The organism is uncultured Roseovarius sp., from assembly GCF_947489715.1.
In the GTDB taxonomy this organism is placed as follows: Bacteria; Pseudomonadota; Alphaproteobacteria; order Rhodobacterales; family Rhodobacteraceae; genus Roseovarius.
Genome location: NZ_CANLER010000006.1, coordinates 67800 through 83036 on the forward strand (window position 1 = coordinate 67800; position 15237 = coordinate 83036).

The 15237-nt window shown below is 56.1% G+C and carries 12 protein-coding genes; 4 read left to right on the forward strand and 8 right to left on the reverse strand.

The window, feature by feature from the left end; all coding sequences use genetic code 11:
• Window positions 1-157 precede the first annotated feature (157 nt).
• The 6 genes from Q1B27_RS15455 to Q1B27_RS15480 are packed head-to-tail and all read right to left on the reverse strand — an operon-like array spanning window position 158 to window position 7682.
• The gene (locus Q1B27_RS15455; RefSeq protein WP_299848727.1) at window positions 158-664 is read right to left on the reverse strand and encodes a nitrous oxide reductase accessory protein NosL; all 507 of its coding nucleotides are present in this window, start codon (window positions 662-664) and stop codon (window positions 158-160) included.
• Window positions 661-1482 carry an ABC transporter permease subunit gene (locus Q1B27_RS15460; RefSeq protein WP_299848933.1) on the reverse strand — a complete coding sequence of 274 codons (822 nt, stop codon included), beginning with the start codon at window positions 1480-1482 and terminating at the stop codon, window positions 661-663. The genes Q1B27_RS15455 and Q1B27_RS15460 overlap by 4 nt, the downstream gene beginning before the upstream one ends.
• Window positions 1482-2390, reverse strand: coding sequence for an ABC transporter ATP-binding protein (locus tag Q1B27_RS15465; protein ID WP_299848728.1), 909 nt, complete (start codon window positions 2388-2390; stop codon window positions 1482-1484). Before Q1B27_RS15465 ends, Q1B27_RS15460 begins: the two co-directional genes overlap by 1 nt.
• The gene (locus Q1B27_RS15470) at window positions 2380-3648 is read right to left on the reverse strand and encodes a nitrous oxide reductase family maturation protein NosD (RefSeq protein WP_299848729.1); all 1269 of its coding nucleotides are present in this window, start codon (window positions 3646-3648) and stop codon (window positions 2380-2382) included. The genes Q1B27_RS15465 and Q1B27_RS15470 overlap by 11 nt, the downstream gene beginning before the upstream one ends.
• 4 nt (window positions 3649-3652) lie before the next feature.
• Window positions 3653-5566, reverse strand: coding sequence for a TAT-dependent nitrous-oxide reductase (nosZ, locus tag Q1B27_RS15475; protein ID WP_299848730.1), 1914 nt, complete (start codon window positions 5564-5566; stop codon window positions 3653-3655).
• Window positions 5559-7682, reverse strand: coding sequence for a NosR/NirI family protein (locus Q1B27_RS15480; protein WP_299848934.1), 2124 nt, complete (start codon window positions 7680-7682; stop codon window positions 5559-5561). Before Q1B27_RS15480 ends, nosZ begins: the two co-directional genes overlap by 8 nt.
• Before the next feature lie 360 nt (window positions 7683-8042).
• Between Q1B27_RS15480 and Q1B27_RS15485 the strand changes: the two genes are divergently transcribed.
• From Q1B27_RS15485 to Q1B27_RS15500, 4 genes are all read left to right on the forward strand, one after another.
• On the forward strand, window positions 8043-9074 hold the full coding sequence (locus Q1B27_RS15485) for a LacI family DNA-binding transcriptional regulator (protein WP_299848731.1): 1032 nt from the start codon (window positions 8043-8045) through the stop codon (window positions 9072-9074).
• Window positions 9075-9162: 88 nt separating this feature from the next.
• Entirely contained in the window at window positions 9163-10260 is a 1098-nt protein-coding gene (locus tag Q1B27_RS15490) for a hypothetical protein (protein ID WP_299848732.1), read from the forward strand.
• Between the two features lie 12 nt (window positions 10261-10272).
• Window positions 10273-10893 carry a hypothetical protein gene (locus Q1B27_RS15495; protein ID WP_299848733.1) on the forward strand — a complete coding sequence of 207 codons (621 nt, stop codon included), beginning with the start codon at window positions 10273-10275 and terminating at the stop codon, window positions 10891-10893.
• Entirely contained in the window at window positions 10886-12346 is a 1461-nt protein-coding gene (locus tag Q1B27_RS15500) for a trimethylamine methyltransferase family protein (protein ID WP_299848734.1), read from the forward strand. Before Q1B27_RS15495 ends, Q1B27_RS15500 begins: the two co-directional genes overlap by 8 nt.
• Window positions 12347-12837: 491 nt before the next feature.
• On the opposite strand, the gene Q1B27_RS15505 is transcribed toward Q1B27_RS15500, so the two are convergent.
• Complete coding sequence (locus tag Q1B27_RS15505) at window positions 12838-13539, reverse strand: Crp/Fnr family transcriptional regulator (protein ID WP_299848735.1); 702 nt, start codon at window positions 13537-13539, stop codon at window positions 12838-12840.
• A 132-nt stretch (window positions 13540-13671) separates the two neighbouring features.
• Entirely contained in the window at window positions 13672-15237 is a 1566-nt protein-coding gene (locus tag Q1B27_RS15510; protein WP_299848736.1) for a radical SAM protein, read from the reverse strand.

Below are 15237 nucleotides of genomic sequence, written 5' to 3' on the forward strand. Positions count from 1 at the left end.
GCCTGCCTCATGTTACCGATCATCCCCTTCCAGAATTTGAGTTCAGATCCTCGTGATCTGGATGACTGGATAAGCGTTGCAGCCTGTTGGCACTGACGGGTTGCAACGCACCTACATCCACACCATTTTCATGGTTTGCTAGCAGTAGCGGCTGGCGTCAGGAACCTTCGTTCAGGATAACATCGACCGGGGACAGTACCGTTTCAGCGGGAATTGCCTCAAGCGACATGAGTTGCCCGCCTTTTTCAGCGATAAATTCAGTTGCCTTTTCCGGATCTGAAAACGGGACGATCTCGGGCGCGCCCATGCCGCCCCGGACATCTGCGCCGACAACGAATTCGGCTTTCGACGCCTCGACCCAGTTGTCATTGCCGGGAGAATCCCAGCTTGGCGCCTGGCCCATGTCACTGACATAAAAGGCCACCAGATCTGCGTCGCGTTCGGGGCCTTTCACATAGGCCAGAGCATCGCGCACCTGCGCGAAAAAGATCGGATCAGGCAGCCCCTTGAGGTGGATCTGGGCCTTGGGTCCGGGATGGGATATAAGCTGCATCTGACAGAAATGGCCAAGCGCGTCGGCATTCATGGTCACGGGATCGGGGATCGCAACCTCTTCGGATTTGCAAGCCGCCAACAGAAGCAGGGCGAATAGTAATGGCCTCATGGTTCAACCCTTCGAAAAGCGCCCAAAGCCAGAAGCAGCGCGAGAATGGGCCACAGGATCAATGACAACGGCGCGGCCCAGGCGGGCAATGCATCGCCGGCGCCGGACATGCCGGTGACAAGGGCAATCTGTTCAGACCCCGCGATATTCCATAGACGAAACGCATCTGCGGGGTTTGCGGCCAGCATCCAGGGAAAGATATCGGTGGTGAAGGTGCCGCCCCCGTCAAACACCACGGCACCCAGCAGGCCCAGATCATAAAGCACCACCAGTACCAGCCAGATACCCACGGTCAGCCCGGCAGCGCCCGCAACCGACCCCGATAGCGCGGATGCCGCATATCCAAGCGCCAGAAAACACGCACCCAGCAGGATCGCCGTGGCAATCAACCGGAGCAGCGCCCAAAGACTTTCGATTGCCATCCCACCGGTGAAAGACGCCACAAGACCGGCGGCCCCCAACCCCAGCGTCATGGCGATGGCCAGCACACCAAGATGCGCCAGAAACTTGCCCACCAGCATTTCACCCCGTGATAGCGGGTAGGTCAGTACCAGCCCTAGCGTGCCGCGCTCGGCCTCACCCGCCACCGCATCAAACGCGATCATCAATGCAAGGAAGGGCGCAAGATAAACCGCCAGCGTGGTCATCGACGCCACCGAAACGGTCAGCAGATCGACGCCCAGCGCCCCGGTCGGCGCAGAGCCCGCAAAGGTAAGTGCCAGCGCGAACAAAAGCATGATAAGGGTCGCGGTGAAAACCCAATGATTTCGGCGCTGAATTCGAAATTCAGCCGAGGCGATGGCCAGAATGCGGGCAATCATTGCATGTCCTCCCGGCAATAGTGAAGATAGAGATCTTCCAGGCTGGGGGGTGCGATCTCGACATTGCGTACAGCAGATCCAAGGCCAGTGATCCGGGCCAGATGATCCATCTTGTCCTCCGCCGTGCAGAAGATTTCGACCGAGCAGCCATTCACGCGATGCCCGCCCAGTTCCGCCTGCACATGATCGGCTGCACCGTCTTCGGCAGTCAGACTGATGCGGATCGGTAAGGATGCCTTGCGGGTCAGTTGTGCCAGTGTGTCATCAGCCACCAGCTTGCCGCCACGCATGATGGCGATCCGGTCTGTCCGCGCCTCAAGCTCGGTCAGGGCATGGCTGGCGATCAGCAGTGCCGTGCCGTTTGCCGCCATCTCGTCGATCACCGCGTAAAGATCATGGCGTGAAATCGGGTCCAGCCCGCTAGTCGGTTCGTCCAGCAGGGCGATCCGCCGACGCCCCAGCAAGGCCTGCGCCAATCCAAGCCGCTGGCGCATCCCTTTCGAATAGGCACCGATTCGGCGGTCTGCTGCGTCGGACAGGCCGACGCGTGCCAGCAGATCATCCGCTGATTTGACCTTTTCACCTGCCAGACGGGCGAAAAGAGCAAGCTGTTCCCGGCCTGTTAGCGATTTGTGAAACGCCACCTGTTCCGGCAGATAGGCCGTCGCTGCACGGGCCTGCGCACTGCCCGGCGCGTGACCGGCCACAGCAACATTCCCGTCACTGGGACGGATCAATCCCAGGATCAGCTTGATCAGCGTTGATTTCCCTGCACCGTTATGGCCCAGAAGCGCCACCCTCTCCCCCGGTGAGATACGCAGGTTTACACCAGCAACGACCTCGGCCTTGCCATATCGTTTCGACAAGTTGGCAACGTCCAGTGCTGTATCTGTTCTATCCACCATATCCTGGCCCCCATTCCGGCACCGTAAGCGTGACCGGCCGCATCAAAGGTGCGGTATCCACAACGCCACCCGGTAGCAGCGCCGGAAATTCGGATTGCGCCCAGCGCACCAGTTGAACCGCCGGCGCCCCCAGCAAAAGCTTGGCGGATGGCTGCGACCAGAGGATATGATCCATGCTGTCATTCGGGCGATAAGTCGTGTCGGCCAGCCCGTCACCATCTAGATCATAGGCGGCAAAATCGCTCCAGTAATTGCCCCTGCCCCCGTCGCTCCAGTCCAGCCATTTGGAGCCGACATATTTCACCTGCGTGCGGTTGCCGACAAAGGCATTCCCGGACATCGCATTACGCTCTGACCCTGCGGTGAAATGCACGCCGATACCGCAGCGTTCAAACCGGTTATCGGAAATTTCGTTCTTGTGGGCGTTGTAGACAAAGAGGCATTTCTGCCGCCCGTTCATCACCAGATTGCCCGAGACCTGCGAACTGTTGGTGTAGTTCAGCATGACACCGTGTTGATCATCGTCGATCGAAACATTGTTCAGCACTTTCACGCGCTTGGAATACATCACCGCATAGCCCAGGTGATTGCCGGTCGACAGGTTGCCCGACACCTCGGAATTGTTGGCGTACATGTAGTGCACGGCAAAGCGCAGGTCGCGAAAGCGGTTGTTGCGAAAGGTGTTGGAATGCGAGGTATTGACGAAAATCCCGTCGCGACCCCAACGGATGTCATTGCCGATAACTTCGGAACCGGGCGCGTTCCAGACATAGACACCGTTGCCGCGGTCATTCATCCGGTGATCCTGCCGGCCGTCGACGACATTGCCCTCGACCCGTGTCTTTTTTGCGCCGTGGATATCGACACCGTAGAGATTGCCGATCAGCCGATTGCCGATCACCCGTGCGCCATCCGCGCTTTTCAGCAGGCGAATACCGCTGTCGATTTCCTGATGATCATTGCCGGAGCCGGTGATGATACAGCCCGAAATCTCGACATTCTGAGCAGTGACCAGCAAGACCGAACCTTTGCCGGGACCGTTGATGATGGCGCCTTCCTCGCAGGTCAAAGACAGGGGTTTGTCGATTTCCAGCCCGCCCGTATGCGTCCCTTTTGCGAGGCGGAGAATATCCCCCGCCTGCGCGTTTTCGATTGCCTGCGCCAGCGCGCCCTCTTTGACGGGCACATGTGTGACCTCTGCCCGGACACCCCCGGGCAGGATCAGGCACACGGCCAGCAAGAGGGCGAAGGGGCGCATCGGCCTAGCTTGCCCGAGGTTCGACAAACATCCGCCCGCGCATCTCCATATGAAGCGCGTGGCAGAACCACTGGCAATAGAACCAGTGTACGCCGGGCCGGTCTGCGGTGAAGGTGACAGAGGCGGTGGCCATCGGTGCCACCTCCATCGCGACACCGTAGTTCGAGATGGTCAGCCCGTGGGTCACATCATCCACGTCATCCAGGTTGGTGACATAGATCGTGACCTCATCGCCCTGTTTGACCGTGAACTTCTCAAGGCTGAACGTCGGCGCCTGCGACCACATGTAGACACGCACCTTGTTGCCGTCGCGGATGGGTTCATCGGCGCCGTCTTCAAGATCGACACCATCGGCGGCGGCCTGTTGGCGCGCATCCTCCCACGTCGGGTCGTTGCGATCCCAGACATTGACCGGGTTGACGATATCGCGGCGCACGATGATCGAGTCGTGCGGTTCGGCAAAGGTCGGGCCGTCATGCACCACCTCCATTTCATCGCCACTGGCAATGTCGATGATCTGCTCATTCTCTGGCTTCAGCGGACCCACGTTGATGAACCGATCCTTCGAGAACTTGTTCATCGAGATCAGCCACTTACCATCCGCCTCTTTGGTCTCCCCCATTGATGTCGAGTTGTGGCCCGGCTGATATTGCACATCCACTTTCGAGATGATCGGGTCCACATCCGCGCCACCATAAGCCTCGATCGCCTTGTCGATGTTCCACTTGACGATCTGGCTGTCGAGGAAAAGCGTGGTGAAGGCATTCCCTTGCCCGTCATAGGCGGTGTGAAGCGGGCCAAGGCCCAGTTCCGGTTGTGCTACGATACAGCTTGCGGGATCAGCGTCTTCGTTAAAGAGGGCATCCAGCTTGGTCACATCCATCACCGACACGGTGGGCGACAGCTTGCCATTGATGCAGACATGTTTGCCGTCCGGCGCGGTGTTGATGCCGTGCGGGCTGTTGGGGATCGGGATGTAGCGGGTGTATTTCTTGTTCTGTCCCTTGCGCCCGTCCAGCACCTTGATGCCGTTCAACTCCTGATAGTCACCGGCTTCAACACCGGCCTCGATCTCGGCCAGGTTGAACACGACCACGTGGTCCAATTCGTTCTCGGTCATTTCGGCCAGCGTCATGCCCATTTCCGAGTTATACGAGGTCGAGAACGCGTATTTGCCCTGATAGTCGCAATCGGTGTTGTCCAGGTTGCCCGAAACGATCACCTGCCAGGCGATTTCCATCGTATCGCCGTCAATCGCGGTGAAGACGTTCACGTATTCCTCGGGCTTGTCGAGGATGGTGCCGTCATTAACCAGCGGCCCCTCGTGTTCCCCATTGGCAAAGACATACCCAGTGCGGGGGAATTTCTGCGGGCGCATCCCGTGGATATCATGGGCGTTCGGGATCTCGATGATCTTGTCACATTTCATCACGTCGCAGCGCACCCGCGCCACACGGGTATTGGCCTTATCGTTCATGAACAGATAGCGCCCGTCATAGGTGCCATCGGTGAAGGACATATGCGGGTGGTGCAGATCGCCATTATCATAGGTCTTCTGCCCGCGCGCCGCGAGGAATGCCTTGGTCTCTTCCGTCAGCCCCTCGGTCAGGATCTTGAGACTTTCGTTGGTTTGCCCCCAGCCGGTTGCCGAACAGCGGTTGAACACTGGCACGCGCATCAGCTCACGCATCGACGGGAAGCCCAGAATGCGCAGCTCTCCGGTCTGACCCGAGGACCAGAAGCCGTAATATTCATCCAGTTCACCGGGGGCGAGATTATATTCACCCGCCGCCCGCGCAGGTTTGGCACCACCGAAAAGGCCGGTGGTTGCCCCGGTCGTAGCGGCCAGCGCACCAGTGGCCGTTGCCCCCAGTACACCGCGCCGCGTTACCTTGAATTTGCCTTTTTTATCAGACATTTGAGGTCTCCTTTCTTTCCTCCTTGCCAGACAGGACGCGTGCCATCGCATCCTTGCTGGCCTCTGCGCTCGCATGATCGCGGGCGCGCCGTTTCAGTTGCTTGATGACAACCGGACATTTCGCATCGGATTGGTACAGAACCTGGCAATGCAGGCAGTTCACACATTCATTCGGATTGATCTCACCCGTCGGATGGATCGCCTGCACCGGACATTCATTGGCACAGGTCTGGCATGGGCTGCCGCATTCGCGGTACCGCTTGAGCCAGTCGAACATCCGCATCCGCGCCGGGATCGCCAGCGCGGCGCCCAGCGGACACAGGTAGCGGCAATAGAACCGCTCAACAAAGAGCCCAGCCAGCAATAGCAGCAGGGCAAAGACGACAAACGGCCAATCACGGACGAATTTCAGGATGATCGCGGTCTTGAACGGTTCGACTTCTGCCAACTTTTCCGCCACCGGGATTGACGCCAGAGAAACGCCGAACAATCCCAGAAAAATCATGTATTTCAGCGGCCAGAGCCGTTCATGCAGACCCCAGGGCAATTCCCATTGCGGCACCTTGAAGGCCCGCGCGACCCGGTTGGTCAGTTCCTGCAACGCGCCAAAGGGACAGAGCCAGCCACAATAAGCCCCGCGCCCCCAAAAAAGCAGCGCCGCGGCGACGGCAAACCACTGGATGAACACCAGCGGATCCATCAGAAATGCATCCCAGGTAAAGCCGCCGCGCAATGCGCCCGCCAGCGCCATCAGGTTCACCACGCTGAGTTGCGCATTGGCGTACCAGCCGATGAAAACCAGCGACATGGTCAGAAATCCCATGCGAAACCAGAAATAGGCGCGCGCGTGGCGTGTGATCTGCATCTGGAAAAAGAAGCCGCCGGTCAGGATGGTCAGCATCACTGCCAGTACACCAATTTCAAAGCTACGGTTGCGCCAGATCCGCTGCCAGAGGGCAGTTTTTGCTGCGGCTTCTTCGTCCGCCGCGTTCAACTGCGGAACCGGCGCAAGCGGCACAAGGTATTTTTCCGGCAGACGATAGCCAAGATCAAAAGTCAGGAAGGTCTTTTCAACGGCGCCCACGGCGCGCTGAACCAGGAGTTGCAGGCGCCAGGGTTCGGCCGGATCAAATTCTGCATCCGCAGGGATGCGGAAAATATCAAGTTCGGTGAAACTGGGGGCCCCATCAGCAGCCACACGGCCCAAACGACGATGATCACGGTCGAAAAACCGGACGGAACGGTCACCCTGAATAAGTTGGATACGATCAAAAATGCCACCACGGACATACCCCGATCCCTTGAAAGAATAAGAGCCGCGACCGACAATCAACAACGCATGTTCACCCTCGCCCAGCCATTTTTGGAGATTTCGAAACTCCGCGTCACCCAGCAGGCTACGACCGATCGTCGGCACGCTAACCAAAGCCGCGTGCATGTCGATAAAGGTAGTCTCGGGCGGGCCCTTTTCAGGGCGCTTGGCAGCACGCGCGTCGCCGGTTTGCGCAAAGGCCTTGTTGATCTGGCCAACATCGAGTGTAAGCACCCGCAACGAACCGTCCCCAGACAGGGTTTGCCAGTCGCGCACCTCTCCCTCGCCTTCCAGCAAGGCACGTTTCGGGCCATCTGCCAATTCGGGCGCCAATCCACCAAGACCAAGCGCGCGCGCCACCTTGAGCCCACCGCGCACCAGACTGTCGTCGATCACCATCACCGTGACGGTCGCACCGGAAATAATGTCCAGATCATGCGCCGTGCCGGATGCTGCCGCCTCGGCTTTCAGATCGATCCCGGCATAACCTTCGATCACTCGGCGCATTTTGGATTCCGGTATGCCGATCAACACAATCGGTTCAGAATGCTCGACAAGCACCGCCCCGGTGATCACCGCATCCGGTGAAATTGCGGCTACCACGTGGATGGGTTTTCCGGAGTACCCAGTGGTGCCGGCAAAATCGGATGTCAGAAAGGCCCAGGCGACGGTCTCTCCGTTGTCGATCACGGGCACCACGGGCAGATCATCCCGAACGGGGCCAAAGCTGTCGGCGTCGGGAAACAGGTCTCCAGCGGTGACTTTTGCCAGCAGACGGGAAAGATCGGACTGATCAGCCGCCATCGCTGAGGAAGGCCCCAAAGCCGATCCCAGTAAAACGATCAGAAGTGTGGCCGTGATTTTCAAAAACATATCAGACCGACCCATTGGCAGAATGGAAATTTTCTAGGTCGACTGGGGGATATTCGCGTTGACCAAAGTCAATTCCGCTTCAATTAACCTTTTCCTGGCGCTTTGATCTCCAGGCGGAAAAACTCTGTGCCATTTTGGCGCGAACCAACGTTATGCGTTTTATATAAGAGCGCCCTTTCAGAGGGTGTCTGCAATAGGTGTTGGAATAATCGCCCCGGTCGGCTGGTCACACGCGATACCAGCCTGCTATGATTGGGAAAAATGACGCTGGCAATCCGAGATACCGCATCCATGACCCGACCAAAACGTGCCACGATACGACAGGTTGCCGAGCACGCGAAGGTTTCGCCGATGACCGTTTCCAATTTCGTGAACGGCCGTTTTGAGTTGATGACGCCTGAAATGCGCGAAAAGGTTGGGCGGTCCGTAAAGGCGCTGAATTACAGGCGGAACTATGGCGCCCATCTGCTGAGGACATCCAAACTATGGTCGATTGGTATCATCGTTGTGGACGCGTCCGATCATTACCTGTCAGACGGCTACACCACCCAGATTATCTCGGGGATCAGCAACAAGCTGAATGAGAACGGCTTTTCCACGATGCTGCAAGGTGTGAAACCCGATCAGTTTGATAAATCCACCATGTTTCGGAATGTGCAGACTGATGGCCTTTGCGTTCTGCTATCCGGGACCGACCAGCAACGCGCGCAGCAATTCGCTGTGATCAGCGAATTTCAACAGCCCACGGTGCTGTTTCTGGAAAGCTTCAGTGACGCACCGGATACGATCTGTTCCATCTTGCAGGATGACTATTCGGCAGCGCGGCTGCTGGCGCGTCATGTGCTGGCCCGCGCCCCCGGATCGATTCTGATCCTGACCTCGGGCGAAAATGAATGGGCTGCCGTCAATCAACGTGTCGCTGGCATGTCCGATGAAATTCATAGCTCTGGCATCGCGGGCCGGCTGGATATCATCCCAAGTGGCAATGGACGACAGCAGGATGTGATCCGAGCGTTGGAAACTCATGTGACCGCAAATGGGTATCCGGATGCTGTCATGTGTATCAACGACGAAATCGCACTCGGTGTTCTCAAGGCTTTGAGACAGGCTGGAGTCGCCGTACCCGGGCAAACCTGCGTGACTGGTTTCAATGCGTTTGGTTTGCACGACATTACCGAGACGGCGCTGACAACAATGCAGTCCCCGGCCTATGAAATGGGCCGCATTGGCGCGCAGGAGCTGTTGCAGGCCCTTGATGTCGGTCACTTTTCGCAAAAGACCCTCACGCTACCGATCGAAATGCTGGAGGGCGATTCCGCCTAGAGTGCTTATTTACGTTAGGCGGGGATTGCTTTCAAAATATTGTAACGTTACAAATAGCTAAAAAATTGAACTGAAGACGATTCTGGGTATGACTGATTTGGCGGAAATTCAACGCAAAGCGATCGCGGGCGCACGTAACTTGCTGCAGAATTGTGTTGAACTTACTACGGGGCAAACCCTGTTGCTGGTAGAGGAAGACCGGAACATTGATTATTTCGACAACCGCACTGCCGATATCATTGCCCAAGAAGCGCGTGATATGGGTGCTACGGTTCTGACACTGACCACGCCCAGAGCGGATGGGCCTGAGGATGTCCCCCAAGCGCTGACATCGGCAATGCAGCATGTGCATCACACGGTGTTTCTGAACCGGATTGGCGATCAGATGCGCTTCAAATCGCTGCCCGGAGACGGCACCAAAACCATGGTCTACACCTTGGATATGGATACGCTTGCGTCACGCGCGGCTGGTTATGACCACAATTTTATGACGCGGTTCGTCAACCTTTTCAACGGCGTGCTGGACGGTAAGAAACACTGGCATATCACCTGTCCGGCCGGGACAAACGTTCAGGGTGAAATGCCCGCACCCAAACCGGTATCAAATGCCGGGGGTGGTTTTGCCGTGCGTTTATTCCCCATGTCTGTTCATAAACCCATTCCGGCGAATACGATGAAGGGGCAGATCGTGTTGAAACGATGGGTCACGGGCACCAACACCCATGCCTATTCGCCCGAGGTGCACTATCTGAACTCACCGATTACCGTTCATGTTGAAGATGGACATGCTGTTGCGTTTGAAGGTGACAAGACCGATGTCGATGCCTTCCGCGCACATGGCAAGATGGTTGCAGACCAATTCGGCCTGGATGACAGCTTGATCCATTCCTGGCATTCCGGGCTGAACCCCGGCACCGGGTATTTTGCCAGTGCTAAGGACGATCCGGTGCGCTGGAATGGGATGATCTTTGGTTCTCCCAGGCACCTGCATTTTCACACCTGCGGTGACTATCCGCCCGGCGAGATCAACTGGCACGTCATTGATCCGACCGTGACTTTTGACGGTGAAACATTCCTTGAATCAGGTGAATTGACGTTCTTTCAGAATGCGGCAGCGCAAGAGTTGTTGCAGTGGTTTGGCCTGATGCCAGAAAGCATGAAAACCCATCAAAATATCGGGCTTTAAGGAACGAAAACCATGCCAGATACAGTAAGCTGGATCGAAAGTGACGCAAACATCGGTGATTTGCTGACCGATGAGATGCGCAAACAGGTCTGCCGCGACGATGGTACGCTGCACCGCCTGTATCAGGCCCTGGCCCCCTGGCCTTCTGCCATTCTGCCGGTTCATAAGTTCTATCAGGCGATCCTGCATGCGCCAGATGCGCCGCTTGATCTGAACAATGGCGAATTTGTTGCCACCTATGTGGCAATCCTGAACAAGTGCACCTACGCCCGCGCGCATCATGGTGAGAATTTTTGCGCCACCGCCACGTCACGCGAAGACGCGCAAAAGGTGCTGGATGTATTGGAGAGCGGATCGTTGCAGTCAGACATTCTGTCAGACCGGCAGCGCGCCATTGCGATTTATACGCGCAAGTTAAGCCTTGAACCGCAGGCGATGGTCAAAGGAGATATAGAAGCACTGTCGGACGTGGGTCTGCGCAGTGCAGAGATCGTGCATATCAATCAGATCGCCGCCAGTTTTGGCTATTGGACGCGCATGATCAATGGCCTTGGCATCAGCCTTGGCGAAGAGAGCATCGGTTTGGCGACAGATACGCTCTCTGAGATCACGAAAGGTCAGGCAGATGAGTGAGATTGCAGATAAACCGAGACGGCGCGCCGGGCGGCGCAAAAGCTCGCGCTCTGAAAAGCTGATCCGCAAGGCCCATATCGCCGATATCACGCAACTCAAGGATCAGGTCCTGCAACTGAAGGTCGCCGATGCAGAACAGGTTGGGCGCATTCACGCAGCGGTGCTGAAAATCCTGTCCGAGATCGGCGTTGTGTTGGAACACGAAGCGGCCCGCACCATGCTTACCGCGCAATACGGGTGTAGGTTGGGCAACGATGGCTATCTGCGAATGCCACCCGATCTGGTGGAACGGGCGCTGGCGACCGTACCGCGCGAGATTAAGCTATATGATCTGAACGGCAATTTGCGGGTCGATACGTCCAACCGGATCACCTCGTATTGCCCGGGCCATAACTGCGTTCGTATTTTGGACCGGAAAACGGGGGCATTACGGCCTTGCACACTGGATGACATTCGCGAAACGGCCATCCTTTGCGAAAAGCTTCCCAATCTCAGCATGTCCTGTTCGCTGGGTTATCCCAGCGATATCCCAGCCGAAGATGAAGCCGTCGAGACTGTCAGAACCCTATTTGAACATTGTTCCAAACCCGCAGCCGTTCTGGCACATGACGAACATATCCAATCGCGTATCCTAAAGCACCTTTCTGACCTAAGCGGCGGGTATGACAATCTGGCGGAAAAGCCGGTCGCGCTGGAACTGATGGGGCCGATTTCGCCCCTGCGGCTGCCCAACGAATTCTGTGAGCGCGTTATCAATGCCGCGCGCCACCGCCTGCCCATTGTGTGCTACCCGGCAACCTTTCCGGGCATGTCCAGCCCGATCAGCGTGGCCGGCGCCATCGCGCAATCCTCGGCCGAGGCGGTAGCGGGCATCGTGATACATCAGCTGACGGAACCGGGCGCACCGATCCTGAGCGGATCTGCCGTGTTGCCGATGGATATGCGCCAGGCCGATCTTGCCTATGGCTCTCCTGAGTACATGCTTAATGGTCTGGGAGCTGCGGATTATTTCAAATCCATCGGTGTGCCCTCATGGGTCGGGGCAGGATGCTCGGATTCACATGATTTCGACGCACAGGCCGCTGCCGAAGCCGGGGCCAACATGGCAATAGCAGCGTTGGCTGGCACGCCCTTCGTTCATAACCTTGGCTTTCTATCTGGCGGCAGGACTGGATCTTTGGAAATGCTGACGCTTTGCGATGAACTGGTCGGCTGGACCAATCAAATGGCGGCAGGCTGTGCAACCGACGCAGATTCGATCGCATACGATGTGGTCAAGCGCGCAGCCCCTGACAATTCTTTTCTGACGGATTGCCATACTCAGGACAGATACCTCAAGGAAAACTGGTATCCATCCCTGTTTGAACGTTCTGATGCTGACGCATGGCTTGAAAAGGGCAGTGTCGATTTACGCGGTCGGATAAGAGCCAAACTATCCGAACTATTAGACTGATCGGTAACGGATTTTGACGGCCAAGAAGTCCGTTCTTGCAGTGTAAATCAATCCTGCAACGTAGCCCCAGACTAAAATGGCCCCCGGTCTGTTTAGCCAACCGATTTGATACGGTTTTCTAACTGACCGGGGACACTGGTTAAATAATAGAAATAACTCGTACAAAAATAGTCACGGGTCGCTCAAAATATACGTCCACCCTTGGAAAACAGCACTCAAAGGTCACTCACACCCAACCCCTCGGTTTGTTCGCACCTCGATAAGAGGATTGAACTGCCTACACTGCGATGAACGCCGCTTTGGCTCGGCCTGCGATCGGAGATTATTTCCTACCGCTGCCAGGATGCCGGAGAGGTAAGTCCTGAACTCCTGATACCAAGATAGCCTTCTTGCCAGGTCGCTAGTGTGAACGCGTTCACATGTTTGATTAATATTTTGGAAATTTCGCCCAGAAAGACAAATCGCCTGTTTTTCGGGGAATTCATATGCCGTTACGGGTTTGGGAGGTTTTTGATGATCTCTGCCGGGCGTCGAAGTTGAATGATCCCGTTCTCCATCGTCACAATGTCTTTATCTTGCAATAGTTTCAGCTGCTTGTTGACCGCTTCTCTGGTCACTCCCAGCATCTCAGCAAGTGCGTTTTGCGAAAACTTCCGCCCCAGATCAAGTACTTCTTCTTCAAGCGAGCCGTGTTGCAGGCCCAGTTCGGCAAGTTTCTGGAGCAATCGCTGTTGCAGGTTTTCAAAGGCGAACTTGTGCAAAGTGTCGTTCGATTGTCGCAACCGCCTGGAAAGAAATTCGATCAGATGTGCCGCCAGTTTCGGCTCTTCCGACAACAGCGCAAGCGTGGTCGCGATTTCAAGGTGAAGAAGGCTGGTATCCTCCAGGGCGGTAACCGTCGCAGATCGCCGATCCGAACTGACCAATGTCATTTCACCCAACGGTGCACCGTTTTCCGGCAACGCCAGCGTAAGGGCATTACCTTCTTCGTCAGTGATACTAACCCTCACAAGCCCGGAACACAGGATGTATAGCCCGTCCGAAGGGTCATCCTGATAGAAAAGAACCTTACCGCGTGGCAGAAGCACATTATGGGCCCGTGAGGCGACCCTTGAAATTACATCCTCTTGCAATCCTTCAAACAATGGGCACGCGCGCAGATATCTTTTCTTCTGCTGCTCCGCGATGTTCATGGAAGACCCCTTCGACGTTATTCAAGGAAATGGTGTTAACCATGTCTAGCATCATCATGGCGTGCATATACATGAAAACAAGACCGTTTCAGGTGCAGAAACCTGTTCGTGGTGTCAGCGTAAAAACACCAGCTACACTTTCGGGGCCATCTGGGCGAGAGCCCGTTCTTTAGGGGCTTCTTTCGGATGACGGATCAGGTCAACCAAACCCTTATTGAGAGCCCCGTTGCTATCGGTCACAATTGTCGGTTCAAAATGCCCAAGAAGATGTTCTGGCATCGGAATTATCGGGTCATAAAGCCGCCCCAATGGCTGGGTCAACGTGGAATGAGTAAGCGTCTCGGAGCGTTTGGCACCGGGGAAGAGCGTGACATTATTTTGCTCGAACCCCGGCACGATCACCCGCAGGCCACTGAAGAGAAGAGTCGACATCTGCGCCGCCGAGAGATCGCCCCGATATCTCTTGAAAAAACGCATATATCGTTTGAAAATTCGCCGCCTGGCCCAGCCCAGGCTGTTGATATTGCGGATGAACTCAACAACCTCAGGCATGGGATCAAGCGGCCGTGACACCATCGTCACACCGTCCATATCGCGTAGCCGCGCATTGGGAAGCAGCATGCCTTCGTCAAGACAACGATAAAATTCGGGTGTTCCCAACAGAGGGATTGTCAAACTCATGAAGGCAGGCATGGGGATGCGATCATATTCGATAATGAAATCTAACTGGCCCATCATCTTCGACACGCTTTCGGTAGCCGGATCGAACATCAATCCATATTGATACACGATCCCTGCCTTGAGGCACATTTCAATGGCGGAAAGTTGCGGCACGGCAAGATTCTGACGCTTGCCGTACTTGGCAAGCTGGTCGCTATCAAGGCTTTCGACGCCGCTGAAAAGGCCCACACATCCCGCAGATTTAGCATCAAGAACGTTCTGCTCGCGTGCGAAAAAGTCATTGGTTACCAGCGCGATCCACCCTTTGAACAAGCCTTCATGCCAAAGTTTCCGGATGAGATCCAACTTGGCTGCATAATTACCCCGCGACGAGCCATAAAAATTGTTGTCTATAAAAAGGACATATCTGCCAGCGGGTTGTGACCGAATTTGAGCTTCGATGTAATCGGTCGCGTAGGGCTTGAATCGATGGCCTTCGCCAGTCAACGCACAAAAGCTACACTTGAAATTGCAGTATCGGCTGGTTTCGACATAATTGACCGGGCCTTTCCATACCAGCAGGTCAAACCGGGGGAACATCTCTTCGGCCGCACAATCCGGACCGAAGTGATCAGAGGCTATCGTTTGCAGCTCTTCGATATCGCCCTTGCAAACGACGTCAAAAATTTCTGCGCAGAGCGTCGGAAGGTTTCGCGCGACCGGGCCTCCCACAACTACAATTGCCTGCGGTGCCAGCACGCGGATATAAGCGGTGATGTGGCGCATCCGATCAAGTGCCGCGGTTACCCCTGTCAATACAACCATATCCGGCCAAGCGAGCAAATCCAGGTCCTCCAACGGTCCGCTATGCACCTCTGAATAGAGGCGAATATCGACTTTCTCAGGATGGAACGCCCCGGCGAGGTAGGCATGTCCAACGCCTTGCGGAAAGAAGTTGGGACGCCCCTGGTGTCGGCGCATTTCGTCAAAATGAGCGATGACTACCAGGACACGCGGTTTGCGGGCGTGAATTTTCAA

Excerpts from the sequence above, each read along its gene's own strand:
- Q1B27_RS15455 (WP_299848727.1), bottom strand. The coding sequence starts at position 664 with ATGAGGCCATTACTATTCGCCCTGCTTCTGTTGGCGGCTTGCAAATCC.
- Q1B27_RS15465 (WP_299848728.1), bottom strand. The coding sequence starts at position 2,390 with ATGGTGGATAGAACAGATACAGCACTGGACGTTGCCAACTTGTCGAAA.
- Q1B27_RS15470 (WP_299848729.1), bottom strand. The coding sequence starts at position 3,648 with ATGCGCCCCTTCGCCCTCTTGCTGGCCGTGTGCCTGATCCTGCCCGGG.
- nosZ (WP_299848730.1), bottom strand. The coding sequence starts at position 5,566 with ATGTCTGATAAAAAAGGCAAATTCAAGGTAACGCGGCGCGGTGTACTG.
- Q1B27_RS15480 (WP_299848934.1), bottom strand. The coding sequence starts at position 7,682 with ATGGCGGCTGATCAGTCCGATCTTTCCCGTCTGCTGGCAAAAGTCACC.
- Q1B27_RS15485 (WP_299848731.1), top strand. The coding sequence starts at position 8,043 with ATGACCCGACCAAAACGTGCCACGATACGACAGGTTGCCGAGCACGCG.
- Q1B27_RS15490 (WP_299848732.1), top strand. The coding sequence starts at position 9,163 with ATGACTGATTTGGCGGAAATTCAACGCAAAGCGATCGCGGGCGCACGT.
- Q1B27_RS15495 (WP_299848733.1), top strand. The coding sequence starts at position 10,273 with ATGCCAGATACAGTAAGCTGGATCGAAAGTGACGCAAACATCGGTGAT.
- Q1B27_RS15500 (WP_299848734.1), top strand. The coding sequence starts at position 10,886 with ATGAGTGAGATTGCAGATAAACCGAGACGGCGCGCCGGGCGGCGCAAA.
- Q1B27_RS15505 (WP_299848735.1), bottom strand. The coding sequence starts at position 13,539 with ATGAACATCGCGGAGCAGCAGAAGAAAAGATATCTGCGCGCGTGCCCA.